The following is a 25,242-nucleotide window of genomic DNA, read 5'->3' on the forward strand; positions in this document are numbered from 1 at the left end:
TAACTGTATTCCTCAAAAATAAAAATGATTTAGGGGCAGCAGATATATATCTGCTGCCTTTTTCTGTCAGCAGGAAAAAAACGGTAATGATTTTAAACTGCATTTTCAAAAGAATATGATAAAATGGAGAGGAAAATAATGAGGGGGTAATGCTTACATGGATCAATTATTAATGGATATTGAAAAAGAATTCATTGAATATGTAAAAAAGATTTCAGCTTATAATGAAGCTTTAGCGTTAATATATTGGGATATGAGGACCGGGGCGCCAAAAAAAGGCATTGATCAGCGTTCGGAGGTTGTAGGCATTCTTTCGTCTGAAGTATTTAATATGTCTACATCTGAGAAAATGGCTCAATACATAGAAAAATTATCAAATGAAGGCAATGGCCTTTCGGAAATAACAAAAAAACTGCTGGAAGAATGCCAGAAAGAATATGACCGCAACAAAAAGATTCCAGCTGACGAATTTAAAGAATATGTTGTTCTGCAGTCAAAAGCTGAAAGCGTCTGGGAGGAAGCGAGAGCCAAGGCTGATTTTGCGATGTTCCGCCCTTATTTGGAAAAGTTGGTGGAGATGACCAAGCGTTTTATCGGATATTGGGGCTATGAAGGAAATAAGTATAATACCTTACTGGATATGTACGAACCAGGCATCACTGTTGATGTTTTAGATAAGGTCTTTAGCCAGCTTCGTGAAAACATTGTTCCGCTCGTGCAAAAAATTGCTGAATCAAAGCATAAGCCAGATACATCTTTTTTGTTTGCCCATTTTCCAAAGGAAAAACAGCGCGAATTAATTATTGAGATATTAAAGCAAATTGGCTACGACTTCAATGCTGGCCGATTAGATGAAACAGTTCATCCATTTGCCACAGGCATTAATTCAGGAGATGTACGTGTGACAACAAGGTATGATGAAAAGGACTTCAGGATGGCCGTGTTTGGTTCGATTCATGAAGGCGGTCATGGTATCTATGAGCAAAATATTGCATCAGAATTAAATGGAACTCTATTATGTGATGGAACTTCCATGGGAATCCATGAATCACAGTCGCTCTTCTATGAAAACTTTGTCGGCCGAAATGAATCCTTTTGGAGGAAGAATTATGATCTATTAAAATCATATGCAGATGGCCAGTTTGATGAAGTTAATGTGGATGATTATTTTCGGGCGATCAATGAATCTAAGCCATCACTGATTCGTATTGAGGCAGATGAGTTAACATATCCGCTCCATATCATCATCCGTTATGAATTGGAAAAAGCAATCTTTAATGATGAAATAGAGGTTAAGGATCTTCCGCAAATTTGGAATGCAAAGTATGAACAGTATTTAGGGGTAAAGCCTGATCATGATGGAAACGGCGTCCTTCAGGATGTACATTGGGCAGGCGGAATGTTTGGCTATTTTCCATCCTATGCCCTAGGGTATATGTATGCTGCCCAATTTAAACATGCAATGTTAAAGGATATTCCACAGTTTGATGAGCTTTTGGCAGAAGGGGATTTGCAGCCAATTAAAAAATGGCTGACAGATAATATTCACCAATATGGTAAAATGAAAAAACCGCTTGAAATTTTAAATGATGTAACAGGTGAGGGATTAAACGCCAAATATTTAATTGATTATTTAAGCGAAAAATATAGCAAAGTATATCAGCTAAGCTAAAGTTTGACTTAAAAGGGATGGCTTCAAGTCATTCCTTTTTTTTAGGGGGATGAACATGAAAAAGCTGCTTCCTTATATCATGATTGCATTTGGGGCAAGCCTATGGGGAATTATTGCTGTTTTTGTAAAAGGATTGGCGGAGTTTGGATTTAAACCGATGGAAATTGTGGCTATTCGTGTTATCTGGGCCGCGGTATTTCTTCTGCTTATAGCCCTGTTCCGTTATCGTGACCAGATGAAGCTGCAAAAATGGTCAGATATAAGGTTTTTTATCGGTACAGGAATTTTAAGTATTGTCTTTTTTAACTTTTGTTATTTTACAGCAATCAGCGAAATGAATATTTCGGTGGCGGTCATTTTGCTTTATACTTCACCGGCTTTTGTTACTATTCTGTCATTTATTTTTTTAAAAGAAGGCTTAAGCATAAATAAGATCATCGCAGTAATTGGTACGATTATCGGCTGCTTTCTAATTGCAGGTGTATCATCAGGAGATTCTAAGATTACTCTTTTCGGAATCATTGTTGGCTTGGGGTCTGGCTTCGGTTATGCATTATATACGATTTTCGGAAAGTTTGCTTTAAGAAAGTACCAACCCTTTACAATTACACTGTATACCTTCAGCATTGCGGCTATCGCGTTAATTCCATTTACACATCTGTGGGAAAAAATAGATCTGCTATTAAATATGAAGGTCATTCTTTTTGGCGCAGGATTAGGATTTATTCCAACTGTCTTAGCCTTTTTAGTTTATACATGGGGACTTGAGAAAACAGAGGGGAGTAAGGCAGCTGTTATTGCAACCGTTGAGCCCGTTGTCGCTACGGCAGTAGGTGTACTGCTTTATCAGGAGAGCTTGGGGATCATTCAAATGGCTGGGGCCGCATTAATTTTATGCTCGGTTATTATTGTAAACCTTAACTTTGGGAAAAGAAGATCAGTGCTGACAGAGAAAACGGATATAGCTAACTAAATAAAAAAACTCCGGCGATTGCCGGAGCTTTTTTTATCTAAAAGGTTACCAGAGTTTGTATCCCTTTGATCCTGGAGGTGCGTTTTCAATAAGGTCGATAAATGGAATGGTATAAGCGAAAAGGATAAGTGCTACTGTAATACCAATCCAGATTTTCCAGTTTTCAAATACCATTGGAGCTTTTTCAGCTGGATTTGCTGCTTCTCCAACAGGGAATTCCTGATCTCCTTTAGGAGCAAAGAATGCTAGGTTGATAAAGATAATAAGCATTAGGATGATGCCGATGAAAAGGATAGAACCGCCAACTGCCTGTGCAATTTGATATGGAATCCACTCAGCAGCTTGTGCAGAACCTCCGTATTCTGAGAATGAAGAACGGCGTGGTGCGCCTAGAAGACCGGCAGCGTGCATGGATCCTGACATAAATGTCATCCCGATTGTCCATGTGATCCCTTGAATTAAGGCTAGTTTGTTCATCTTTTTTGTAAATACACGGCCTGTTAAATGCGGAACAAGCCAGAAAGCTACACCAAAGAAAGTTAATACAACAGCTGTAGCAACTGTAAGGTGGAAGTGACCAGTAACCCAAATGGTGTTATGGACAACCTGGTTCATTTGGTGAGAGGCGTTGACAATACCGCCTGCACCTGCCGGAATAAAGGAAACCATTCCGATAAACGGCAAAGTAAATCTCGCATCTCCCCAAGGAAGCTTCTTAATCCAGCCGAATAGACCTTTTGCCCCTTTAGAGCGGCCGAAGCTTTCGAAGGTTGCAAATAAACTGAATGCAGTCATTAATGATGGAATAACAACAAGGAATGTTAACACAACCTGTAAGAACTTCCATGCTGGGTCAATTCCTGGCTCTAATAGCTGGTGGTGGAAACCGACAGGTATTGAGAACAATAGGAAAAGAATAAATGACATACGTGCTAATGAATCTGAGAATATTTTTCCGCCAATAATCTTTGGAATAATCGCATACCAAGTCATGTAAGCTGGCAATAACCAGAAGTATACGAGCGGGTGGCCAAAGTACCAGAATAGGGTACGGCTTACACCGACATTCACTGTTTCTACTAAACCTAAAGACCAAGGCAATAATTGAATCAATACAGTTGCTGCTACACCGATTGTTGCAACAATCCACATTAAGGTATTAACTAGTGACATAAAAGTCAGAAGCGGGCTAGGCTGACCTGGATTTGTTCTTCTCCACTCAGCATATTTCATAATAATAGCTGCGCCAACAAGCCAGCTTCCCACAATAACAAAGGTTAAGCCGAGATAATAAACAGCATGCGCCTGCAATGGGGCATAGAAAGTATAAAGAACTGTCGCCTTATTTAAAAGAACCATCGTAGCTGCCATGACAGTACCAATAGTCATGGTCCAAAAACCAATCCAGCCAACCTTGCGCTGACGGCCAGTCAAAGTGCCGGCAGTTTTGCTGACGGCTGCAAGCTGAAATCCCATAATAAAGAATGTAGTTAATACAAGTCCGAGTACAACCCCGTGAACGGTTAAGATCTGATAATATCCAATTCCAGCAGGAAGCTCAAGCTTTCCTGAACGGACGAGCGTTTGCAGTAAACCAGCTAATCCTCCGATTGCTAACGCAATAAATGCTACAAAGAAATGGGCCATTGCCAATTTGCCGTCACGACGGTCAACCTTTTGAATAGCAGTAAAGCTTGCCATTATTCAACCACCTCGATTTTTGAAGACATCATGTGGTGTCCAATTCCACAATATTCATTACATAAGATTAAGTATTCGCCCGGTTTGTCAAATGTCGTAACAAGTTCACTGATATAACCAGGTTCAAGCATCATATTTATGTTCGTTCCGGCAACTTCAAATCCGTGAACAACATCCTTTGATGTTGCCATTACTTTTACTTTAGCTCCAAGTGGAACTTTTACTTCACCAGGATTATAATTAAATGCGGAAGCAACAAAGACTAATTCATAGTCCCATTCCTTTCCTTCCACTTTTTTTAATCCAGGCTCGTTAAATGGTGCGGTTGTATCAACCTTTTCTGGATCAATGGTTGCTAAACAGCTTGGCGGCTGATTTCCAAGATAGAATGCGCTCACCCCGATAACAGTTAAAAATACTAGAAGAGCACCAATCCCGAATCCGAGCCAGGCTTTTTCAAATTTATGCATATGCATGGCTTTTTCCCCTTTCAATTTTTTAGAAACGGTCTAGGTATAAATAGTACACACCGACCCAAGTCACTATTAGGAATGCTCCTAATAGGAAAACGGAAGCTAACGTTCCTTTCAAATTTGAACCCTCGTCTGTTTCAATTTTTGTGTTCGTTTTCTCCTGAAGTTCCGTTTTCGCCATTTTCCTTCACTCCTCTCAAAAATTGGGATGAATTAATGATTACACTTTCATCATACTCAACTAATCCCTAGAATCTAGGGGTTTTTTACCACTTCACAAAATGTTCATTCATAACTTAAATACTATGATAATGGTGGAAAATTGATATAACAGTGATGCTAATCACTGTAAGAGTGTGATAATTGTGAAGGAATTGTGAAGGATTTTTTAAAAAATGTGAACGATATCACAAAAAAAAGTAGTGAAGGCGTGTAAAATTGTGTTTTTTGGCCAGCTAATAAATTCTTTACAAACAGAGAAATCACGAACATTTAGTTTAAATTAACGAAAATAATTCGTGAATTTCGCGAAAAATATTGAATTTCATCACGAGCGTGCTATAATGGCTATATCAAATTTAATAGACATTCACTCATATAATCACGAGAATATGGCTCGTAAGTTTCTACCGGGTTCCCGTAAAGAATCCGACTATGGGTGAGCAATGATAATTTTGTGATGTTTTTAATGCTATCATCACAGCTATGCCTCAAGGTCATTGCTTCACTCATATTTCATAAAGAGTGATGCAGTGTCTTTGAGGCTTTTTTGTTTTTTAGATAACCCTTAACATAGGAGGAGCATAATGAAGCTTTTAAAAGAGAAAATTTTAACTGAGGGAATCGTATTATCTGACTCGGTTTTAAAAGTAGACTCATTTCTAAACCATCAAATTGACCCGTTCCTTATGCAGGAAATCGGCAAAGAATTTGCCAAAAGATTTAAGGATGAAGGAATTACAAAAATTTTAACGATTGAATCCTCTGGGATTGCCCCTTCTGTGATGGCAGGTTTGTTCTTAGAAGTGCCAGTTATTTTTGCAAGGAAGAAAAAATCATTGACACTGATTAATGAGCTTTACACAGCGTCCGTCTATTCCTTTACAAAACAGGAATCCAATGAGATTTCGGTTTCAAAGAAATTTTTAAATAAATCCGACCGGGTTTTAGTCATCGATGATTTCTTGGCAAATGGACAGGCAGCTCTCGGACTTGTCGATATTGTCAAGCAGGCCAAAGCACATACCAGCGGAATCGGAATCGTTATTGAAAAAGGCTTCCAGGAAGGCGGGGATCTTCTTCGTGAAAAAGGCTATCGTGTAGAATCGCTTGCAAGAATCAGCGGACTTACAGACGGGAAGGTAACATTTATTTCTAATCAAACGGAGGACGTCCTTATATGAAACATCATCCATTTAAAATCACATCACTTGGAATCCAGCATGTTTTAGCGATGTATGCAGGTGCAGTCATTGTACCGTTAATTATCGGCGGAGCCATCGGGCTGACCGGAGAGCAGCTGACATACCTTGTATCAATTGACATTTTGACAAGCGGATTAGCCACAATCCTACAGGTTTGGCGAAATAAATATTTTGGGATAGGACTTCCGATTGTTCTGGGCTGTACTTTTACCGCAGTTGGTCCAATCGTTGCCATTGGCAATCAATATGGGATTTCATCTATTTACGGTTCCATTATTGTTTCAGGCTTAATTATTATTTTAATATCTAAGTATTTCGGCAAACTTGTCCGGTTTTTCCCGCCAGTTGTAACTGGCTCTGTTGTAACAATTATAGGTATTACACTTGTGCCTGTAGCGATGAATAATTTTGCAGGCGGTCAAGGAAGCCCTGATTTTGGTTCCTTGCAAAATATTGGTTTAGGATTTGGCACCTTATTGTTTATTATCGTTCTTTTTAAATTTACTAAAGGATTTATTCGTTCTATTTCTATTTTATTAGGTTTAATTGCTGGAACAATTGTAGCTTATTTTATGGGAATGGTTGATTTTAGTGCTGTTTCCGAAGCATCAGTCATTCATATGCCAAAACCTTTCTATTTTGGACTGCCAACTTTTGAAATTATTCCTATTCTTACAATGACACTTGTAGCGATGGTCAGTCTTGTTGAATCATCAGGGGTTTACTTTGCGTTAGGGGATATTTGTAAAAAGGATATCGGCGAAAAGGACCTTGTTAATGGATATCGCGCCGAAGGTTTAGCAAGTATACTTGGCGGTATCTTTAACTCATTTCCATATACAACTTACTCACAAAACGTTGGTCTGATCCAAATTTCTGGAGTGCGCAGCAATAACGTGATTTATGTGGCTGCAACTATGTTAATCTTCCTAGGATTTTTTCCAAAGCTTGGCGCTTTAACAACGGTCATTCCAGCTGCAGTTCTTGGCGGTGCAATGATCGCTATGTTCGGAATGGTGGTTGCTTCTGGGATAAAGATGTTAAGCAGGGTTGATTTTTCCTCTCAGGAAAACCTTTTAATCATTGCTTGTTCAGTTGGTATGGGATTAGGCGTTTCTGTTGTCCCTGGTTTATTTGCCCAAATGCCGGAAAATATTCGCATTTTAACTGAAAGCGGTATTGTATCTGGAAGCCTAACAGCTATTTTTCTAAATATCTTGTTTAACGAAATTAAATTTAAGCGCAGCAGCTCGTCATCCATTAAGGAAACAGAAGTAAAAGCTTCGTAAAATATGATTTTTCAGTATCAATGCACGAGCCTGCAAAATATAATACTACTATCCATTGATAATAGGATGTGTAGGGAATGGAAAAATATTATTGTGATCATTGCAGGCTTCTATACAATGAGCAGATAACTTGTACAGAATGCGGCTGTGAAGTCAGTAAAAAAATTATTATCGATGTTCAAAATCAAAATACAAGCAGTCATGCACCGGAGTGATCTGGTGCATGATTTTTTTTGTAATGCAACTTTAAAAATTGTCCAGCTCCAGCGCCCAGCGGCTAGTGTACTTCGGTCACCTCCCTACGATAAGTCAGCATCGAATCGCTAGCGCTCTTTTCGAGTTTCCTTTATCTCAGTCGGCGCCCTCCAGTCCATACGTCGCTAAACGGGCGCCTCCGCTTTTCTGCCATGGAAAAATTTTTATGGTGATTCTTGTCGATAGAAGTCTTATAATAAAAGTGCACAATAACTCCTTCAAAACAGATTGCTTCCTCGAATCCCGAGGAGGCATTTTTTTTGCGCAAAAAGCTCTTTGTATATTCTAGAATAATTTGGAAAAATTATCAGTATGATACAAAGGAGAGAATGAAATGCCATCCATAATTTCTGTCGCAGAAGCTATTCCAGCACATATTCTAAGGCAAGATGAGGTAATGAATTTTGCCAGAGAGCTATTTTCAGACTCATTTCAGGATATTGACCGGCTATTAAAGGCTTTTCATAATGGGCAAATCGAAAAGCGCCATTTCGTAAAAGGGATGGATTGGTATAAAACGGACCGAACATTTGCTGAGAAAAATAATGCCTATATTGAGCATGCAGTGGATTTAGGTGCCCAAGCCATACAAAATTGCCTGACGAGCAATGATTTTTTAAAAAAACAAATTCCTTATAGCGAAATAGATGCCATCTTTTATATATCAAGTTCGGGGATTGCAACCCCAAGCATAGAAGCAAGAATCATGAATAAGCTGGCATTTTCAGAGCATACAAAACGAATACCTATATGGGGCCTTGGCTGTGCAGGCGGTGCGTCGGGACTTTCAAGGGCCTACGAATATTGTTTTGCCTACCCTGAGGCTAAAGTGCTTGTGCTGGCAGTCGAATTATGCAGCTTAAACTTTCAAAAAGGAGATAGGTCTAAAAGTAATTTAATTGCAGCATCTCTTTTTGCGGATGGTGCTGCCTGCGTTCTCTTAGTTGGCGACAAGGCTGATAAGGCATACTATCAAAAACTGTCATATGTTCCTTCCATTACCTGTGTTCAATCGACGTTACTGCAAGATTCCCTTGATGTGATGGGCTGGGATGTAAAAAATGAAGGGATGCATGTTGTTTTTTCCAAGGATATTCCATCGCTGATAAAAAGATGGCTTAGGCCAAATGTTGATAAGTTTCTTGAAAGCTGCGGAATAGGCATGAATGATATCAGCCATTTTATTGCTCATCCAGGCGGAAAAAAGGTGATTGATGCCTACGCAGCAGCCTTGAATTTCGAAGCAGAAATGACAAGGATACCGCTGGAAGTTTTAAAACAGTTTGGAAATATGTCGTCACCAACCGTCCTTTATGTGTTAAAACAGTTCATGTGCTTAGGCAGAGGAAATGATTATGGACTCTTGACTGCTTTGGGGCCAGGTTTCAGTTCAGAACTTCTTTTGTTAAAATGGGAGGCATAAATGAATCTATTTTTTCTGATTATTACATTGATTATTTTACAGCGTATGGTTGAGCTGGTTATCGCCAAAAGGAATGAGCGCTGGATGAAAAGTCAGGGAGCAATGGAATTTGGAAAAGAGCATTATCGATGGATTGTCCTTGTTCATGGACTCTTTTTTATCTCATATATTTTAGAAGTACTGATTTTGCATAAGCCATTGTCCCCGGTCTGGCCGATCGTTCTAGCCCTGCTGCTAATCACTCAGGCTGCAAGGGTATGGGCACTTAAGTCTCTTGGTATGTTTTGGAATACGAAGATTATTGTCTTGCCAAATGCAAAGGTGGTAAGAAAAGGCCCGTACCGATATATAAAGCACCCGAATTATGCTATTGTGGCAGCGGAGTTTCTGCTGATTCCATTGTTGTTTCAGGCCTATGTGACAGCGATTTTATTTTCTATTCTTAATGCAGTGATTCTTGCGGTTAGAATACCTGCAGAGGAAAAGGCGTTGAGAAGCTTAACAGAATATGAAAGAGTATTTGCTGACAACTCCGTGATCACAGACGATTTGGAAAGAATCTAATCATTTTGAAATTAGACATTGAAAATGATTATCGTTAATGATAAAATACAATTGAGTTTGAGAGTCATTATCAACAGAAAGGTGTTGTTACATATGGCTATGATCTTTGTTGCCGGAACGGTAACAGCTTACGCGCTAGTTATGAAACATGTTTTAAATCATGTTGCAAAACCGCATGCAAAATAAATATCATATACGTTATTATGAAACCGGGCGTGTTCCTGGTTTTTTTATTTTTCCTCAGAAAAGATAAAAGTTCCATAGGAATTGTGAGAAAAATCATTTAAAATAGATGATGGATAAATAGATAAAACAAGGAGACATCGATTCATGGTTCAGACAGTATTGAAATTGGATAAAGCTCTTTTATTTGAAAAAATTACGGCTTTGCACGAACGTTTTCAAATAGACCAAGATGAGCAAACAGCCGAAAGAGCGAAGGATCTGGCGGTAAAACTTAAAAATCAAGAGTACTCGATTGCCTTTTGCGGACATTTTTCTGCGGGCAAATCAAGTATGATTAATAAAATTGTTGGTGAACACCTGCTTCCTTCCAGTCCAATCCCAACAAGTGCTAACCTTGTCAAAGTAAAATCGGGCGAGGACTATGCCAAAGTAATTTTTAAAGCGGGCAAACCAAGAATATATGCCGCTCCATATGATTATGAGAAAGTTAAATCCTATGCCAAGGATGGCGATCAAATCCAATCGGTTGAAATAAGTGTTTCAAATACGAAACTTCCGAAAAATATTGTCATTATGGATACACCGGGAATTGACTCCACTGATGACGCTCATAGAATTGCGACGGAATCAGCTTTGCACCTGGCAGATCTTGTTTTTTATGTGATGGATTATAATCACGTCCAATCGGAACTAAACTTCCTTTTTACAAAGGAGCTCACTGCTGAAGGAAAGCAAGTATATTTAATTATTAATCAAATCGATAAACATCGTGACGATGAACTTAGTTTTTCAGATTTTAAGAAAAGTGTGGTTGATTCTTTTGCCTCCTGGGGGGTAAAACCTGAAAGGATTTTTTATACTACATTAAAGGATGAGACACATAAGGAAAATCAGTTCAATGAACTACAAAGCTTTATTGCTGAAAAAATGGCAAATAGAGAAGCGCTGCTGCCTGAATCTGTTTTTCATTCATTAAAGAAACTGTCCAAAGAGCATCTAACATTTTTCGAGGAGAGAAATTGGGCAGAAGCAGAAAAGTTTGAGGAAGTCCTAAAAGATGTTCCAGCTGAAGAAAGAGCGCACCTCCCAGAAAAATTGGCCAGAGCCAATCATGAGCTAAAAGAGATAAAAGCGTCCATTGATAAAGCGGAAATTGAGCTTCATAAAAAGATAGACGAGGTTTTAAAAAGTGCCTATTTAATGCCGTTTTCTACACGTGATCTTGCGAAAGACTATCTTGAATCCCGCCAATCCGGATTTAAAGTAGGGCTGTTCTTTTCCAAGCAAAAGACCGAACAGGAAAGACAAGCGCGCCTTGAACGTTTTTACGCTGATTTAGGGGAAAAAGTTCAATCCCAGATTGATTGGCATTTAAAAGAGCTTTATTTAAATGAATTAAAACAGCATGAAATTCATGATGCGGATATCTTAACTAAAGCACAAGGATTTCACGTGTCAATCACGACTGAGTTATTATCGGAAAACGTCAAGGAAGGGGCTCTTCTTTCAGGTGATTATGTTCTTCAGTACACCAATGATGTCTCTGAGTCTGTAAAGAAAGCCGCTAAGGCTAGTTTACAAGAATTAAAAGAACTGTTTCTAAATGCCCTGAAACTGAAAAATCAGCAGGCAGAAGCGAAGATCGAAAAAAAAAGGCAAGAGCTTGCTAGTTTAACTCAGGCATGGGAAGGATTATTATCCTTAAAGGATCAAATAAACGAAATAAAAACAAAAGCAGAAAATATCCTCAGCGGAAACTTTCCGCATGAACAATATGCTGAAAAAATCAGCGCGTTACTGGCAGAAACGGAAGAAGAAGCTGAAATTATTTATAATTCTGCTAATGAAAGCGAATCTGAAGAGAAAGAAGCGCATAATGAAGAAGCAAAAGAAGACCTTTCAGATGGAAAAACACATCGGTCAGAGCAAAGGCCTGTAGCCGAAATCGTGAAAAAGCTTAACCGCACCGCTGAATTAGTTCATGATGTTCCTGGGTTTAAAAAAATGGCTGCTGATTTACTTTCAAAAGCCGAGCGCCTGGAAAACAAACATTTTACTGTAGCTCTATTCGGTGCCTTTAGTGCAGGGAAATCATCTTTTGCCAACGCTTTGATTGGCGATAAGCTGCTGCCTGTTTCACCTAATCCGACAACAGCGGCGATCAATAAAATTATGCCGACAGATGACCAGCATCCACATGGTACTGTCCTTGTAAAGGTTAAACCTTCAAATACTTTGTTTGAAGATGTGAATCGTTCCTTAAGGGTATTTGATATGTCTGCCCGCGATTTTGATGAAGCCAATAAGCAAATCGAACAAATCATCAGTGGCAATTTAAATGTGGAATCCAATGAAAAAACGCATCTTGCCTTTTTACAAGCGTTCTTTAAAGGGTTTGAACATTTTCGCAGCAGGTTAGGAGATACGATTGAGACAGATTTAAAAGAGTTTAAGGATTATGTTGCCCTTGAAGAAAAATCATGCTTTGTTGAACTGATTGAGGTTTACTATGATTGTGAACTGACAAGAAAAGGCATCACTCTTGTTGACACTCCGGGAGCAGATTCAATCAATGCCCGCCACACGGGGGTTGCTTTTGAATATATCAAGAATTCGGATGCAATTCTTTTTGTCACATACTATAACCATGCCTTCTCCAAAGCAGACCGGGAGTTCCTAATTCAGCTTGGCCGGGTTAAGGATTCCTTTGAGCTTGATAAAATGTTCTTCATCGTTAATGCGATTGACCTCGCGAACAATGAGGAAGAAAAGGAATCTGTTTTGGATTATGTGGGAAGCCAGCTGGTTCAATACGGCATCCGCAAACCAAACCTATTTGGTCTTTCCAGTCTTGAAGCATTGACAGAAAAGCTTGAGCAAAAATCCAATGGCACATCCAATATCGCTGTTTTTGAAAAGAGCTTCTATTCGTTTATTACAAATGAATTAATGGAAATCACAATTGATGCAGCCGAGCTCGAGTGGAAACGGATATTAGAACAGCTTCGCTCCTTTATCCAGTCCTCACAGGAGGATAAGGAATTAAAAGCACAAAAACGTCTGCACTTGGAAAATGAGCAGCACATGATGCATGCGGCGATCGATAAACAGGATCAAAAGATTTTCACTCAAAGATTAGATCAGGAAGCAGACGAACTTGTCTTCTATATTAAGCAGCGTGTATTTCTGCGTTACAGTGAATTTGTTAAGGAAGCCTTCAATCCTGCTTTGCTAAAAGATGATGGCCGTAATTTAAAGAAGGCATTGCAGACAGCACTGGAGGAATTTTTGCAAAGCTTTGGCTACGATTTTGCCCAGGAATTGCGCGCGACCACATTGCGATTAGAAACATTTATCGGAAAGCTTCTTAAACAGGCGCAGGAGATGATTGCAAAGGCTGCAGAGGAAATAAATCCGGAGGTAAGTTTTAGCCATTTTGAGGCCGAAAGCATGGAAGGCCTTGAATTTGAAACAGCTTTTGTGAATGAAGACCAGGCAAAATTCAAAAAACCGCTTAGTCATTTTAAAAACCCAAAATCATTCTTCGAAAAAAATGAAAGAAAATATTTAATGGATGATTTGGAGGAATTGATGAAGGATCCTGCGGATGCGTATCTCCAGACAGAAGGAGCGCGAATGAAGGATCATTATCAAAGCCTGCTTTTAGCTGAATATGCCCGAATGATAACTATCCTTAAAGAACAGACAGATGAATACTACAGCGGAATTATGGCGGTACTAAGCGAAAACTTCCCAATAGAAGAACTGATGAAAAAGGAAAAAGAGATTTCTGCTTTATAATTTTAGTAGCTGGAGGGTAAATAAATGAACTATACCGTTGAAAAAGAATGGCTGTTAGATCACTTAAAGGATGAGAATATCAGAATCGTTGATTGCCGCTACAATCTTAGCGCTACAAATGAAGGCTATGAATTATACCAAAATGATCATATTCCAGGAGCAGTCTATTTCCATGTCAGCAAGGACCTGTCAAAGCCTGCTTCGGAGCATGGCGGCAGACATCCGCTTCCAGATTTGAATGATTTTGCTGAGACACTAAATAACGCGGGTATCGATCAAGATACAGTTGTAATCGCCTATGATCAGGGAGCAGGCTCTTATGCTTCAAGACTGTGGTGGATGTTAAATTACGCAGGCCATACCAATGTATATGTTTTAAATGGCGGCTACAGTTCATGGAAGGAAGCAGGCTATCCTGTTGATCAGGAGATTCCTGTCTATCCGAAGGCTAATTTTACTCCTCAAGTGAATAAAGACATTTTTGCTTCTTATGAGGATGTAAAGAAGATTGTAGACGAAAAAAATCAAGATGTCATTCTTATTGATGCGAGGGATCCTAAGCGTTTTCAAGGGATTGAGGAGCCGCTTGATAAAAAGGCAGGACATATTCCTGGGGCGATTAATAAGCTGTTTACGGAAGTCATGGAAAATGGTTCATTTAAATCAGACGTAGAGCTAGAAAAGCGATTTTCGGATGTAGATAAAAATAAGGAAGTTATTGTATACTGCGGATCAGGCATATCTGCTACACCTAACTTTATTGCTCTGAAAAAAGCGGGATACGAGAAAGTGAAGCTATATGCCGGAAGCTTTAGCGACTGGGTTTCCTATGATGAAAACGATGTTGAAACTGGGGAATAATGGAGGAGGAAGGACTAGGCGATGATAGCCTGGTCCTTTCATTTTTGCTGGAGTAAATTATTAACACAAAATTAGGCGGTTTATCCATGTTATAATAGTTTTTATGATGAAAAATTTGGACGGGGAGAGATGACATGGATACAAATAAACATACAGATCTTATGCTTGTAGATGGGATGGCTCTTTTATTTAGAGCATACTTCGCAACAGCAGTTACAGGACAATTTATGGTGAATTCAAAAGGTGTGCCCACTAATGGGGTGTATGGGTTTGTGAAGCATTTCCTTACGGCTGTATCCTCCTTTAAACCTTCGCATGTGGCTGTTTGCTGGGACATGGGCAGTACAACATTCCGGACAGACATGTATGATGGATATAAAGCGAATCGTCCTCAAGCACCGATTGAACTGGTTCCACAGTTTGATCTGGTAAAAGAGGTTGTGGAGGCTTTTGATGTGCCGAATATTGGGGTTAAGGGCTATGAAGCGGATGACTGTATTGGAACTATTGCGAAACAAGTAAAGAACCAGGCCAATGTAAAAATCCTTACAGGGGATAAAGATATTTTGCAGCTGATCGATGAGCGGATTTCTGTTATCCTTCTGCAAAAAGGGTTCGGAAATTATCTTGTTCATAATGAACAGAGCTTTTTCGAGGAAAAAGGCATTAATCCTAAGCAGATGATTGATTTAAAGGCTTTCATGGGCGATCCAAGCGATAATTATCCTGGGGTTAAGGGGATTGGCGAAAAGACGGCACTGAAGCTCCTGCAGCAATTTGGACATGTTGAGGGTGTGCTTGAAAATCTTGAGCAGCTGCCAAAAGGCCAGCGGACAAAAATTGAACAAGATCTGGAGATGCTTCACCTAAGCCGCAAGCTTGCTGAAATCAAATGCGACGTCCCAGTCGAATGCGACCTTAACGACGCTAAATTCAAGTTCGATCGCAGCAAGGTGCTCGACACCTTCAATACCTGCGAATTCCGCGGCGGCCTTCACCGTTTCCTTGACATCGAAGAATACGTCATTTAACGCAGTAAAGCGCTGGGGGTCAGACCCCCAGCGCTTTAAAGCATTGGGGGACAGGCCCCCGATGCTTTAAAGCGGGAAAGTGCCCGCCCATTAATATCGTTAGATTTTTGTGTTGGATTTTTTGGCTGCGTTTTCTAGCTTGCTTTTTGGCTCTTCAGCAAATTCGGCGTCCTGACCGTAGCCCTGCGGATTAACTCCTGGTGCTTTTGTTCCTCTGTTTCTTGATTTTCTAGCCATTTAAACCCCTCCATATTTTTTTGGTTAACATTTGTACACGGTTAGTATGAACGTAAAAAGAATAAATAAACACTTCTCATTTCACACTAATGAAGAGGTGAATTGAGTATGAACAAAGGAGTTTATATTGCTCTGTTATCGATAGGCTTAGCCCAGGGACTGAAAATTCCCATCCATTTTTTTCGGAAAAAAGAATTCAGGCCTGACCTGTTTTTTCAGACAGGCGGGATGCCAAGCTCGCACTCTGCCGGTGTCTCCTCGCTAACCACTTATATTGCCTTAAAGCGCGGCATACCAACGATTGACTTTGCTCTTTCACTAGTCTATGGACTTATCGTTATGTACGACGCTCAGGGGATTAGAAGGCAAACAGGAGAGCTTACCTTAAAGGTAAACAGCATGGGTGAATTAATGCACAAAATTCATAAGGAAGAATCTGTTGAATTTAAAGAAGAAAAGCCAAAGAAGCTCAAGGAAATGCTTGGACACCAGCCAGCAGAAGTGATTGGCGGTGCTCTGCTAGGGGTATTAACGGGTTCCATTGGACATTTGCTTACTAAGAAATAAATGTTTTGCTTACAAAATTCCTTCCAATTTTAAAAAAATAATAGAAAATTGCCAAATTTTGCGGTAATATTTATGATGGTATCTTTAAAGGGGAGGACCTGTTGGTGAAAACTGTTGACGATTATTTAAATTTCTTGGATAGCAAAGGATTTCAACTGAAAGAAGATGCAATTGGCTTTATATATTTTGGAAAGAAATCAACCAATGCATCTGATGAGCTGACAAATACGGCTATTGAATTAACATTGAAGGCGCAAAAAGATTTTGATGGAAGCTTTTTTGTTTCATTATTGGAAACGCTGACATCTAATAAAATTAATACAAGAAGCGGCGCAATTAAGTTTGTCAAGAAAAAACAGTTTATAGCAATGTGAAAAAAAGGCGTGTTGATGTACACGCCTTTTTTCTTTCTGCCTGGCTCCTGATTTTATTATGCTGCATAATGACTTCCTAATTATTCATCCGGATCGCCGCTCTAGCAAGCTCATCTGCTGCTTTGTTTTCTGAACTGGGTACCCACTTCATGAAAAATAAATCGAGCTGCCGGCTCAATAAAAGTGCTTTTTCGAGAAGCGGGGCATAGGTTTTATTTTTCGCATATTCTTTTTCAATTGCCCCATTAACTGCTTGTGAGTCTGTTCGGAATGAAACGATTTTATAGCCCTTGTCAATACATATTTCAAGTGCTTTAATTAATGCATGGTATTCAGCCTGATGGTTTTCCATGATGCCAAGCGGAATTGCATGCTTTTCGGCCGTTCCATTTGCTTTTATAAAAATGCCTGCACCGCTAGGGCCCGGATTGCCGGCACTTGCACCATCAATATAAACCTCAATCAATCTAATTCCTCCGCATACAATTTCGTATTGCTCATTTTATCTAATGAGCCAACAGGGTAAGATAGAAATAGTGTACCATAACGTGAAAAAATGGAAAGGCTGAAAAAAATGAAATATAAACTGGAATGGACTTATAAAATAAAAGGGAATGGAAATGTGGCTTTTACCTCAGAGTGGATAGATGGGGAACTTGCTTTAAGTCTGGGAGAAGAGATTGAGAAGAGCGGAAAATGCGCGGAATTAATCTATTATGATGAGGCCGGAACGTCTTGGAGAACGAAGGAAATGAAGAAGCTCCTTGAGGAAGTGGAAGAAGAGCCTCATGATTTACTTGTTTACTTTGATGGCGGCTATAATAAAGAAACAAGAGAGGCAGGCTTGGGTGCTGTTATTTATTACAAGCAGGGGAAAAAGAAATTTCGCATTCGGGCCAACGAGATGTTTGGCGAAATTGAAAATAACAGTGAAGCCGAATACGCAGCCATGTACCAGACGCTGAATCTTCTTGAAGAAATGGGCGTTAACCATATGACGTGTGAATTTAAAGGAGATGCTCAAGGTATTTTGATGCAGCTAAAGGGAGAATGGCCATGCTATGAGGAAAATTTAAATCGCTGGCTTGACCGGATAGAGGAAAAAATAAACAAACTATCCATACATGCCACCTTTACGCCAATTCCGCGTAATGAAAATAAAGAAGCAGATAAGCTTGCTGCACAAGCGCTAAAAGGAAAAATAATCAACAGCAAAATGCAAGTCCTATAGACTCACAAGCCGTTTAAGGGGAGGCGTGATCTAATGAATCGGAAACAATTATTTAGTGAAGTAGAGGAGTTATTAGCTAATTACTGTAAGGGATGCTTTTTGCATCAGCATTTTAAAAATGAAAAAGGACGAAGGTACGCACATCGCTTTTGCATTACAAAATGCACGGTAGGTGAGAGGATCAAACAAATTGGCAACAAATTGTCATAAATAAAGGCTGGCAAGAATGCCAGCCTGATTATTTAAAGATTAAAGTTTTACAACGTTCGCAGCTTGTGGTCCGCGGTTTCCTTCAACGATTTCGAAAGAAACTTCTTGGCCTTCTTCTAAAGATTTAAAACCGTCGCCTTGGATAGCTGTGAAGTGTACGAATACATCGTCTCCGCCTTCAACTTCGATAAAACCAAAACCTTTTTCATTGTTGAACCATTTTACTTTACCGTTTTGCATGTTAACTTTTCCTCCTAAGCCTTTCAAGACACAATTCTTGTGCCCTCAGATAAATATTACCACCCAACAAAATACAGACAGATATTTTTAGAAATAACGGAAATATATTCTGTTAAATGATGCTTCTAATATACACGAATGACAGGCACTCGTCAAGCAGATTAACGAAGATTTTCTCAAAAACTATTAAATATTTAAAATTTTTAAAAAATATTTTTCAGGCGGTATACTTTACTGGAAACAACATATTTATTATTAATTATGGTTACTTTTAATCTTCCAAATCTCTATTAACAGAGGGTGAGTCCATGTTTCGTTTTTCCATTGATGATGATAATTGGATGTTAAGGTTCTCTCCCCATATTCAAGTTGACCAAGAAGAAAAGGATGTCATTGCTGACTCTATTATATTGATGGGCAGCGGGCTCCATTCGTTTTCGCATGGAGAATCCTTTGTCATCATGAATGACCTCCTTGGGTTAATCGTATTTCATGTAGAGAAGATTCCCTCATTGATCCTGACAGTATCAACAATTGTCAGTAAAGATAAGTGGTTCCTGCAAACGGATTCCGGCATTTATCCCTATACCAAATAATCATACAGAGCTAATCGGACTATCAAACGATTAGCTTTTTTTCATTTATTCTATTCCTTTTCCTTCAGAGTTGTGTAATATTATGATAGATAATCGAGTTTAGAAGCTGATAGATTGACTGTAAGCTTCTTCAGGAGTGACAGAAATGAAATTGATAATAGCCGAAAAGCCTGATCAGGGGGCAACTCTAGCCTCAATTTTTAAAAAGAAGAAAAACCAGGGCTTTATCGAAATTTTTCCTAATGATATATTCCCGGATGGGGCTTATGTTACATGGGCAGTCGGGCATTTGTGTCAGCTTGTTGCCCCAGAGAAATATGATTCACAATGGAAGAAATGGTCGCTTTCAGCGCTTCCGATCATTCCCTCTCAATTTGAATATGAAGTAACAAAGGATAAAGCAAAGCAATTTCATATTATTAAACAGCTTCTCTCAAATCCGGCTGTTACCGAGGTTATTCATGCTGGTGACGCTGGAAGGGAAGGAGAGCTGATTATTAGAAACATCCTCAGGCAAAGCAAATCAAACCTCCCAATGAAACGCCTATGGATCTCCTCGCTGACGCCCAAAGCTATTAAAGATGGATTCCAGTCTTTATTAGATGAATCACAAACCCGCAATTTATACTTTGAAGCCTATACCAGAGCATGTGCAGATTGGGTAGTTGGTATGAACGCATCAAGACTCTATAGTCTGCTTTTGCAAAAACAGGGGTTTTCCGATGTGTTTTCTGTAGGCAGGGTCCAGACGCCAACCTTAGCCCTGATTGTCAAAAGGGAAATTGAAATTGAAAGCTTTGTATCTGAGCCTTATTGGGAGGTGAGTGCCCAATTCAATATGAACGGAAAAAAATATACAGGCAAATGGGAAAAAGACGGGGAAACTAGAATATCCACAAAGGAGCTTGCAGAAAAAATCGCTGGCTTTTGCCAGAAAAAAGATGCTGAAGTTGCAGAAATTAAGGCAGAAAAGAAGGAATTCCTTCCACCCCTCCTCTATAATCTTTCAGCCCTGCAGGCTGAGGCCAATCGCCGTTATAAATTTCCGCCTAAGAAAACATTAGATGTCTTGCAGAAGCTTTACCAAAGAGGGATCGTTTCCTATCCGCGTTCAGATTCTCGCTATGTTACAAAAGGAGAAGCAGAAATATTCCCGGAAACACTGAAAAAAATTGAAAATATACCTGATTATAAAGGGTATTTTCCTCTTCCGGCCCATTCTCTTATTGAAAACAAACGATATGTTAATGATAAAAAAGTGACTGACCACTATGCTATCATCCCTACAGAGCAGGTACCGCAGCTGGACAAGCTGTCAGAGGATGAAAAGAAACTGTATGATTTAATTGTAAAAAGCTTAATTGCAGCCCATTATGAAAAGTCTGTTACCGAATATACAACTATTAAAACACTTGTGGACGGGAGAGCGATTTTTCAGTCAAAGGGGAAAGTCATGCTGGAAGAAGGCTGGAGGAAGGTCATTCCTCAGTCAGAAAAAGATTCAGACCCAGATCTTCCTTCCTTGATAGAAGGCGAAAAAGGAAAAGTGGTCAAGGCGGATGTAAAGGAAAGCAAAACACAGCCGCCGAAGCGCTATACTGAAGGCCAGCTAATAACGCTTATGAAATCTGCCGGAAAGCATATAGAAGATAAAGAGTTAGAAAAAGTTCTGATGAAAACAGAAGGGCTCGGAACAGAAGCAACAAGAGCCGGAATTATCACGATGCTAAAGGATCGAAACTATATTAATATAGCGAAAAACCTTGTGTATGCTACTGCAAAGGCAAAGATATTAATCAATGCCATTGGTTCAGAAATTTTAGCCTCACCGGAAATGACCGCTAAATGGGAACAGCGTCTAAAAGGTATATCGGAAGGGGAGGCTTCCCCAAAACATTTTATGGAACAAACGGGTAAAATGGTCACCCATCTGATCCAGGCAGCAGTTGACCATTCGCAAAAATGGACTTTTCAAAAAGTGGATATTGAAGAATTCACCCCGGGAAAGGTTAAAAAGAAAAGAGCGACTAAACTTGGAAAATGCAAGCTATGTGATGGTGATGTTATTGACAAGGGAAGTTTTTTCGGATGCTCCAACTACAATAAGACCAAATGCTCCTTTACCATATCAAAGAAAATACTGGGAAAAACACTTACACAAAAAGCAGTAAAGCAGCTTCTTAATGATGGAGTCACTGAAGAAATGGAAGGGTTCACCAGCAAGGATCGGGTATTTTCGGCGAAGCTATCCTGGAATAACCAGGAGAAAAAAATAAATTTTATTTTTTCAAAATGAATCTCATAATCTCCAGCCTTGTCTGTCCACCTCAATTATAGTACACTTTTTAAAGACCCAATGGGGGCAAAAAAGTTGGGCTCAGTCACACAATGTAATCACCCTCATATATATTAGCAACAGCTATAATGGGGGTTTTTGTGTGTATAGGATAATGGGAGGGTGCTCTTTATGCCAACACCTAGTATGGAAGACTATATTGAACAAATATATATTTTGATTGAAGAAAAAGGGTATGCTCGTGTTTCTGATATAGCGGAGGCCCTTTGTGTTCATCCCTCCTCTGTAACGAAAATGGTCCAGAAACTAGATAAAGATGAATATCTTGTATATGAGAAATACAGAGGACTCATTTTAACATCCAAAGGTAAGAAAATTGGAAAACGTCTTGTTTTTCGCCACGACCTGCTTGAGCAGCTTCTGCGCATCATTGGTGTAAAAGAAGAGCACATTTACGAGGATGTAGAAGGAATTGAGCACCATTTAAGCTGGGATGCGATTGACCGCATCGGTGATTTGGTTCAATACTTTGAAGAAGATGAAAAACGCATAGAAGTGTTAAGAGAAATTCAAAAAAATAATGCGGAAAACTAAAGGAACCCGGCTGAGCTCAGTCGGGTTCCTTTTCGTGTACAGGTTTTTGCGAGGATTTTGTTTAGGTAATTAGAGTTAAGGTTGTTGTATTCTGACAGGTTTACCATGAAATTAGATCGACCAGTCAGAATGCGGGTGTTATTCTGACAGCTTTTCGAGAAATCCAGGTTGTCCAGTCAGAAAGCAGGTGTTATTCTGACAGCTTTTCGAGAAATCCAGGTTGTCTAGTCAGAAAGCGGGTGTTATTCTGACAGCTTTTCGAGAAATCCAGGTTGTCTAGTCAGAAAGCAGGGATCATTCTGACAGGTTTTCCCGGAAATCAGGTAGTCCAGTCAGAAAGCAGTTGTTATTCCGACAGCTTTACCAGAAATCCCCCTTGTCCAGTTAGTATCAAAAAGTTTTTTCACCTAGCTTCATCTGATTTTCCCCGCACTTATACACCAAAGAGAACCTGTTATTTGAAATCCCAGGTTCTCTTTTTATATATAGCTATCAGGTAAATCATCAAAGTTAGTCAGTTCCGATGTCAAAACAGGCAGGTCACTCTCTGTTCCTTCGTGAACAGATACTCCTGTAATGATCCCTTCTTCCGCTTCCTGCAATGCTTTTCGATAGGATATAATCCTTCCTGATGACGTTTGAAAGTTTATAATATCCCCGTGTAAATTCCTTTGCACTGCAATGATTTCCTCTGCCATGAAATACGATTCCTCCTAGTATTTGAGTTCATTTCTATTGTTGGTTCATTTAGTCTTTTCTAAACAATAAGATTAGGATAGTCTTTAAGTATGAATCTTTTTTCAGATTAATGCGTAATTTGTAGGTAAGCAAGAATGGGAGGGAAATGGTTTGAGTCTATTTAATTGGAGACAGGAAGCAGAGAAACAATGGGATGAAAGAGCTGATAGCTGGAATTCAAAAAGCAGGGAAATGTGGGAAAACGGCAGCCGAAAGGATATCGCCCCATTTTTTGCAAAATATGTGACAAAAGGCAAAGCGGTATGTGATCTTGGCTGTGGTGACGGCTACGGATCTTATAAACTTGCTGAATGTGGCTATAAGGTATTAGGCGTCGATGTTTCAGAAGAAATGATACATAAAGCAAATGAGACCAATAAAGGGAATTCGGCTCAATTTATGAAAGGAGATATCACTTCGCTAACATTTGCAGAAGATTCCTATGACGCTGTTATGGCGATTAATTCCTTAGAATGGACGGAACAGCCGCTGAGCGTTCTCAAGGAAATTCAAAGAATCGTCAAATCTGGCGGAATGGCATGTGTCGGCATCCTTGGGCCAACAGCAGGGCCAAGGGCATCAAGCTATCGCAGGCTTCACGGTGAAGAGGTAATTTGCAATACCATGATGCCATGGGAATTTGCCAAGCTTGCCCAGGAAAATAATTGGGAAATCATTGACGGCCTTGGTGTATATAAGAAAGCAGCAGAACAGCTGCCAAAGGGTTCGCTGTCCGTTGAATTAAAGCAGGCTATTTCGTTTATGTGGGTATTTATGCTAAAAAATATAAAATAAAAGGGAGAGGGTTTCGATGAGCAAGTATTCCATTCATGAATTTGTGAAGAATACTGTACAGCAGGACAAAGGGGAAGGTTTATTTGAACTAGAAACACCAAGAATATTAGAGATTAATCTGACGAATCAAATCTGGGCGAAGGCTGGTTCGATGATATCTTATCGCGGCAATATTAAATTTGAACGCGAAGGAATTTTGGAGCATGGCATAGGAAAAATGTTTAAAAAAGCTCTAACAGGTGAAGGCACCGCATTGATGAAGGCAACAGGCAATGGCAAGCTGTATGTGGCAGACCAAGGGAAGAAGATTTCAATACTGGACCTGCAGGGGGAGTCCATTTATGTGAACGGCAATGATCTGCTTGCCTTTGAAACTACCATTGACTGGGATATAAAACTAATGCGAAAGGTTGCCGGTATGATGGCAGGGGGATTATTTAATGTACGGCTTGAAGGCAACGGAATGGCTGCAATTACGTCACATTACGAACCACTGACTCTTCCTGTATCTCCGGATAAGCCAGTCTTTACAGACCCGAATGCTACTGTTGCGTGGTCAGGAAATCTGCAGCCGGAATTTGTGACAGATATCTCTCTTAAAACTTTCTTTGGCCGTGGAAGCGGCGAATCGATTCAAATGAAGTTTCAGGGAAATGGCTTTGTTGTCGTTCAGCCATTTGAGGAGGTTTATTATAAAGAGGAATCATAAAGAATTGGAAAAGCCCGGCGGATAGCCGGGCCAACTAGTTTCAATCCCATACGAATGGTGTTTCCTGGTAGACATAATAGTTCAGCCAATTAGAAAATAGCAAATGGGCATGTGAGCGCCATCGGTTTAGGGGCTGCTTGTTAGGGTCATCGTTTGGAAAATAATGCTTTGGCATTTCAATGTCGAGCCCTTTTGCAAGATCTCTTTTAAATTCTTCCGCTAATGTTGCTGCTTCATATTCAAAGTGTCCGGTTATCATAATTTGCTTGCCGTTATTGGCACATAGAATAAATGGACCCGCTTCTTCGGATGCAGAGAGCAGTTTTAAAGTTGGGTGGTTCTTAACTTCTTCTACAAAAATATCCGTATATCTTGAATGCGGTGCAAGGAAAGCATCATCAAAGCCTCGCAATAATTTTTCTGAGCGATCTAGTACGGTGTGGGTATAGACACCAGAACATTTACCTGAAAGCTCAAATTTATCAATGCCAAAGTGGTGATAAAGAGCTGCTTGTGCTCCCCAGCAAATATGCAGGGTGGAGGTGACGTTTTCCCTTGTCCAGTCCATGATTTCCGTTAGCTCTTCCCAATAGTTTACATCCCTAAATGGAAGCAGTTCAATAGGAGCTCCGGTAATGATCATACCATCAAATTTACGATGCTTTATTTCTGAGAAGGTTGTATAGAATTGCTCTAGATGTGTTGGGCTTGTATTCTTTGATTCATGTGTGGCTGTTTTAAGAAAGAAAATATTAACTTGAAGCGGTGTGTTACCGAGTAATCTAAGAAGCTGTGCTTCGGTTTTTTCTTTTTCAGGCATGAGATTCAAGATTAATATATTTAAAGGTCGAATGTCCTGCGTTTGCGCGCGGTCTTCATCCATGACGAATATATTTTCTGCCTCTAATATTTCTCTTGCCGGCAGCAGCTTTGGTATTTTAATTGGCAATTTAACATCCCCCTTTGTGAATATTCAATAAAATCTATTATAATGATGATTAA

The 25,242-nt window shown here is 39.6% G+C and carries 27 protein-coding genes and 1 riboswitch; of the genes, 19 read left to right on the forward strand and 8 right to left on the reverse strand.

Annotation, left to right across the window (positions count from 1 at the left end; all coding sequences use genetic code 11):
- The first annotated feature begins 157 nt into the window (after positions 1-157).
- Positions 158-1,672 (forward strand): carboxypeptidase M32, encoded by a 1,515-nt coding sequence (locus AC1Q59_RS04520; protein ID WP_492364599.1) that lies wholly within the window; start codon positions 158-160, stop codon positions 1,670-1,672.
- A 55-nt stretch (positions 1,673-1,727) separates the two neighbouring features.
- Positions 1,728-2,645: a DMT family transporter gene (locus tag AC1Q59_RS04525; RefSeq protein ID WP_492364600.1), complete on the forward strand. Its 918-nt coding sequence runs from the start codon at positions 1,728-1,730 to the stop codon at positions 2,643-2,645.
- A 45-nt stretch (positions 2,646-2,690) separates the two neighbouring features.
- On the opposite strand, the gene AC1Q59_RS04530 is transcribed toward AC1Q59_RS04525, so the two are convergent.
- Genes AC1Q59_RS04530 through AC1Q59_RS04540 form a run of 3 tightly spaced genes read right to left on the reverse strand, consistent with a single transcriptional unit; the run spans position 2,691 to position 5,000 of the window.
- On the reverse strand, positions 2,691-4,346 hold the full coding sequence (locus tag AC1Q59_RS04530) for a b(o/a)3-type cytochrome-c oxidase subunit 1 (RefSeq protein ID WP_492364601.1): 1,656 nt from the start codon (positions 4,344-4,346) through the stop codon (positions 2,691-2,693).
- Positions 4,346-4,822 (reverse strand): cytochrome c oxidase subunit II, encoded by a 477-nt coding sequence (locus tag AC1Q59_RS04535; RefSeq protein WP_492364602.1) that lies wholly within the window; start codon positions 4,820-4,822, stop codon positions 4,346-4,348. Before AC1Q59_RS04535 ends, AC1Q59_RS04530 begins: the two co-directional genes overlap by 1 nt.
- A gap of 22 nt (positions 4,823-4,844) precedes the next feature.
- Entirely contained in the window at positions 4,845-5,000 is a 156-nt protein-coding gene (locus AC1Q59_RS04540; RefSeq protein WP_492364603.1) for a cytochrome c oxidase subunit 2A, read from the reverse strand.
- A gap of 392 nt (positions 5,001-5,392) precedes the next feature.
- Positions 5,393-5,494: riboswitch (purine riboswitch) on the forward strand.
- 131 nt (positions 5,495-5,625) lie between these two features.
- Here AC1Q59_RS04540 and AC1Q59_RS04545 point away from each other — a divergent pair.
- The 8 genes from AC1Q59_RS04545 (at position 5,626) to AC1Q59_RS04580 (ending at position 15,653) form a co-directional block, all read left to right on the forward strand.
- Positions 5,626-6,222 carry a xanthine phosphoribosyltransferase gene (locus AC1Q59_RS04545; RefSeq protein WP_492364604.1) on the forward strand — a complete coding sequence of 199 codons (597 nt, stop codon included), beginning with the start codon at positions 5,626-5,628 and terminating at the stop codon, positions 6,220-6,222.
- Positions 6,219-7,532, forward strand: a complete 1,314-nt coding sequence (locus AC1Q59_RS04550) for a nucleobase:cation symporter-2 family protein (protein ID WP_492364605.1) — start codon at positions 6,219-6,221, stop codon at positions 7,530-7,532. The genes AC1Q59_RS04545 and AC1Q59_RS04550 overlap by 4 nt, the downstream gene beginning before the upstream one ends.
- A 77-nt stretch (positions 7,533-7,609) precedes the next feature.
- Positions 7,610-7,747 carry a hypothetical protein gene (locus AC1Q59_RS04555; protein WP_492364606.1) on the forward strand — a complete coding sequence of 46 codons (138 nt, stop codon included), beginning with the start codon at positions 7,610-7,612 and terminating at the stop codon, positions 7,745-7,747.
- A gap of 374 nt (positions 7,748-8,121) precedes the next feature.
- Entirely contained in the window at positions 8,122-9,210 is a 1,089-nt protein-coding gene (locus AC1Q59_RS04560; protein ID WP_492364607.1) for a type III polyketide synthase, read from the forward strand.
- The gene (locus tag AC1Q59_RS04565) at positions 9,211-9,774 is read left to right on the forward strand and encodes an isoprenylcysteine carboxyl methyltransferase family protein (protein WP_492364608.1); all 564 of its coding nucleotides are present in this window, start codon (positions 9,211-9,213) and stop codon (positions 9,772-9,774) included. It abuts the gene before it with no gap.
- 330 nt (positions 9,775-10,104) lie between these two features.
- Entirely contained in the window at positions 10,105-13,761 is a 3,657-nt protein-coding gene (locus tag AC1Q59_RS04570; RefSeq protein WP_492364609.1) for a dynamin family protein, read from the forward strand.
- Between the two features lie 24 nt (positions 13,762-13,785).
- Positions 13,786-14,622, forward strand: a complete 837-nt coding sequence (locus tag AC1Q59_RS04575; protein WP_492364610.1) for a sulfurtransferase — start codon at positions 13,786-13,788, stop codon at positions 14,620-14,622.
- A 134-nt stretch (positions 14,623-14,756) separates the two neighbouring features.
- The gene (locus AC1Q59_RS04580; protein WP_492364611.1) at positions 14,757-15,653 is read left to right on the forward strand and encodes a 5'-3' exonuclease; all 897 of its coding nucleotides are present in this window, start codon (positions 14,757-14,759) and stop codon (positions 15,651-15,653) included.
- A 99-nt stretch (positions 15,654-15,752) separates the two neighbouring features.
- On the opposite strand, the gene sspL is transcribed toward AC1Q59_RS04580, so the two are convergent.
- On the reverse strand, positions 15,753-15,890 hold the full coding sequence (gene sspL, locus AC1Q59_RS04585) for a small, acid-soluble spore protein L (protein WP_492364612.1): 138 nt from the start codon (positions 15,888-15,890) through the stop codon (positions 15,753-15,755).
- Between the two features lie 108 nt (positions 15,891-15,998).
- Between sspL and AC1Q59_RS04590 the strand changes: the two genes are divergently transcribed.
- Together AC1Q59_RS04590 and AC1Q59_RS04595 are read left to right on the forward strand one after the other, a co-directional pair.
- A complete protein-coding gene (locus tag AC1Q59_RS04590) occupies positions 15,999-16,457 on the forward strand; it encodes a divergent PAP2 family protein (protein ID WP_492364613.1) in 459 nt (152 codons plus the stop codon).
- A gap of 104 nt (positions 16,458-16,561) precedes the next feature.
- Positions 16,562-16,831: a DUF6123 family protein gene (locus tag AC1Q59_RS04595; protein WP_492364614.1), complete on the forward strand. Its 270-nt coding sequence runs from the start codon at positions 16,562-16,564 to the stop codon at positions 16,829-16,831.
- Positions 16,832-16,907: 76 nt separating this feature from the next.
- On the opposite strand, the gene AC1Q59_RS04600 is transcribed toward AC1Q59_RS04595, so the two are convergent.
- Positions 16,908-17,297 carry a reverse transcriptase-like protein gene (locus AC1Q59_RS04600; protein ID WP_492364615.1) on the reverse strand — a complete coding sequence of 130 codons (390 nt, stop codon included), beginning with the start codon at positions 17,295-17,297 and terminating at the stop codon, positions 16,908-16,910.
- A gap of 108 nt (positions 17,298-17,405) precedes the next feature.
- On the opposite strand from AC1Q59_RS04600, the gene AC1Q59_RS04605 reads away from it, so the two are divergent.
- A complete protein-coding gene (locus AC1Q59_RS04605; protein ID WP_492364616.1) occupies positions 17,406-18,062 on the forward strand; it encodes a reverse transcriptase-like protein in 657 nt (218 codons plus the stop codon).
- Between the two features lie 33 nt (positions 18,063-18,095).
- A complete protein-coding gene (locus tag AC1Q59_RS04610) occupies positions 18,096-18,272 on the forward strand; it encodes a zinc-finger domain-containing protein (RefSeq protein WP_492364617.1) in 177 nt (58 codons plus the stop codon).
- A gap of 39 nt (positions 18,273-18,311) precedes the next feature.
- Here AC1Q59_RS04610 and cspD read toward each other — a convergent pair whose 3' ends face one another.
- Positions 18,312-18,512 carry a cold-shock protein CspD gene (gene cspD / locus AC1Q59_RS04615; RefSeq protein WP_009791749.1) on the reverse strand — a complete coding sequence of 67 codons (201 nt, stop codon included), beginning with the start codon at positions 18,510-18,512 and terminating at the stop codon, positions 18,312-18,314.
- Between the two features lie 308 nt (positions 18,513-18,820).
- Between cspD and AC1Q59_RS04620 the strand changes: the two genes are divergently transcribed.
- The 3 genes from AC1Q59_RS04620 (at position 18,821) to mntR (ending at position 21,998) form a co-directional block, all read left to right on the forward strand.
- On the forward strand, positions 18,821-19,108 hold the full coding sequence (locus AC1Q59_RS04620; RefSeq protein WP_492364618.1) for a hypothetical protein: 288 nt from the start codon (positions 18,821-18,823) through the stop codon (positions 19,106-19,108).
- A gap of 145 nt (positions 19,109-19,253) precedes the next feature.
- Positions 19,254-21,404, forward strand: coding sequence for a DNA topoisomerase III (locus tag AC1Q59_RS04625; protein WP_492364619.1), 2,151 nt, complete (start codon positions 19,254-19,256; stop codon positions 21,402-21,404).
- 171 nt (positions 21,405-21,575) lie between these two features.
- Positions 21,576-21,998, forward strand: a complete 423-nt coding sequence (mntR, locus tag AC1Q59_RS04630; protein ID WP_492364620.1) for a transcriptional regulator MntR — start codon at positions 21,576-21,578, stop codon at positions 21,996-21,998.
- A gap of 479 nt (positions 21,999-22,477) precedes the next feature.
- Here mntR and AC1Q59_RS04635 read toward each other — a convergent pair whose 3' ends face one another.
- The gene (locus tag AC1Q59_RS04635; protein ID WP_492364621.1) at positions 22,478-22,696 is read right to left on the reverse strand and encodes a DUF3892 domain-containing protein; all 219 of its coding nucleotides are present in this window, start codon (positions 22,694-22,696) and stop codon (positions 22,478-22,480) included.
- A gap of 151 nt (positions 22,697-22,847) precedes the next feature.
- Here AC1Q59_RS04635 and AC1Q59_RS04640 point away from each other — a divergent pair, with 151 nt between their 5' ends.
- Both AC1Q59_RS04640 and AC1Q59_RS04645 read left to right on the forward strand, forming a co-directional pair.
- Positions 22,848-23,531: a class I SAM-dependent methyltransferase gene (locus AC1Q59_RS04640; protein WP_492364622.1), complete on the forward strand. Its 684-nt coding sequence runs from the start codon at positions 22,848-22,850 to the stop codon at positions 23,529-23,531.
- 16 nt (positions 23,532-23,547) lie between these two features.
- The gene (locus AC1Q59_RS04645; RefSeq protein ID WP_492364623.1) at positions 23,548-24,240 is read left to right on the forward strand and encodes an AIM24 family protein; all 693 of its coding nucleotides are present in this window, start codon (positions 23,548-23,550) and stop codon (positions 24,238-24,240) included.
- Between the two features lie 40 nt (positions 24,241-24,280).
- Here the strand turns inward: AC1Q59_RS04645 and metA are convergent, their stop codons facing one another.
- Positions 24,281-25,189, reverse strand: a complete 909-nt coding sequence (gene metA / locus AC1Q59_RS04650) for a homoserine O-acetyltransferase MetA (RefSeq protein ID WP_492364624.1) — start codon at positions 25,187-25,189, stop codon at positions 24,281-24,283.
- Positions 25,190-25,242 lie beyond the last annotated feature (53 nt).

This window comes from Cytobacillus sp. MT66, assembly GCF_058792595.1.

Coding starts and splice junctions, on each gene's coding strand:
- AC1Q59_RS04520 (WP_492364599.1), top strand. CDS start 158: ATGGATCAATTATTAATGGATATTGAAAAAGAATTCATTGAATATGTA.
- AC1Q59_RS04525 (WP_492364600.1), top strand. CDS start 1,728: ATGAAAAAGCTGCTTCCTTATATCATGATTGCATTTGGGGCAAGCCTA.
- AC1Q59_RS04530 (WP_492364601.1), bottom strand. CDS start 4,346: ATGGCAAGCTTTACTGCTATTCAAAAGGTTGACCGTCGTGACGGCAAA.
- AC1Q59_RS04535 (WP_492364602.1), bottom strand. CDS start 4,822: ATGCATATGCATAAATTTGAAAAAGCCTGGCTCGGATTCGGGATTGGT.
- AC1Q59_RS04540 (WP_492364603.1), bottom strand. CDS start 5,000: ATGGCGAAAACGGAACTTCAGGAGAAAACGAACACAAAAATTGAAACA.
- AC1Q59_RS04545 (WP_492364604.1), top strand. CDS start 5,626: ATGAAGCTTTTAAAAGAGAAAATTTTAACTGAGGGAATCGTATTATCT.
- AC1Q59_RS04550 (WP_492364605.1), top strand. CDS start 6,219: ATGAAACATCATCCATTTAAAATCACATCACTTGGAATCCAGCATGTT.
- AC1Q59_RS04555 (WP_492364606.1), top strand. CDS start 7,610: ATGGAAAAATATTATTGTGATCATTGCAGGCTTCTATACAATGAGCAG.
- AC1Q59_RS04560 (WP_492364607.1), top strand. CDS start 8,122: ATGCCATCCATAATTTCTGTCGCAGAAGCTATTCCAGCACATATTCTA.
- AC1Q59_RS04565 (WP_492364608.1), top strand. CDS start 9,211: ATGAATCTATTTTTTCTGATTATTACATTGATTATTTTACAGCGTATG.
- AC1Q59_RS04570 (WP_492364609.1), top strand. CDS start 10,105: ATGGTTCAGACAGTATTGAAATTGGATAAAGCTCTTTTATTTGAAAAA.
- AC1Q59_RS04575 (WP_492364610.1), top strand. CDS start 13,786: ATGAACTATACCGTTGAAAAAGAATGGCTGTTAGATCACTTAAAGGAT.
- AC1Q59_RS04580 (WP_492364611.1), top strand. CDS start 14,757: ATGGATACAAATAAACATACAGATCTTATGCTTGTAGATGGGATGGCT.
- sspL (WP_492364612.1), bottom strand. CDS start 15,890: ATGGCTAGAAAATCAAGAAACAGAGGAACAAAAGCACCAGGAGTTAAT.
- AC1Q59_RS04590 (WP_492364613.1), top strand. CDS start 15,999: ATGAACAAAGGAGTTTATATTGCTCTGTTATCGATAGGCTTAGCCCAG.
- AC1Q59_RS04605 (WP_492364616.1), top strand. CDS start 17,406: ATGAAATATAAACTGGAATGGACTTATAAAATAAAAGGGAATGGAAAT.
- AC1Q59_RS04610 (WP_492364617.1), top strand. CDS start 18,096: ATGAATCGGAAACAATTATTTAGTGAAGTAGAGGAGTTATTAGCTAAT.
- cspD (WP_009791749.1), bottom strand. CDS start 18,512: ATGCAAAACGGTAAAGTAAAATGGTTCAACAATGAAAAAGGTTTTGGT.
- AC1Q59_RS04620 (WP_492364618.1), top strand. CDS start 18,821: ATGTTTCGTTTTTCCATTGATGATGATAATTGGATGTTAAGGTTCTCT.
- AC1Q59_RS04625 (WP_492364619.1), top strand. CDS start 19,254: ATGAAATTGATAATAGCCGAAAAGCCTGATCAGGGGGCAACTCTAGCC.
- mntR (WP_492364620.1), top strand. CDS start 21,576: ATGCCAACACCTAGTATGGAAGACTATATTGAACAAATATATATTTTG.
- AC1Q59_RS04635 (WP_492364621.1), bottom strand. CDS start 22,696: ATGGCAGAGGAAATCATTGCAGTGCAAAGGAATTTACACGGGGATATT.
- AC1Q59_RS04645 (WP_492364623.1), top strand. CDS start 23,548: ATGAGCAAGTATTCCATTCATGAATTTGTGAAGAATACTGTACAGCAG.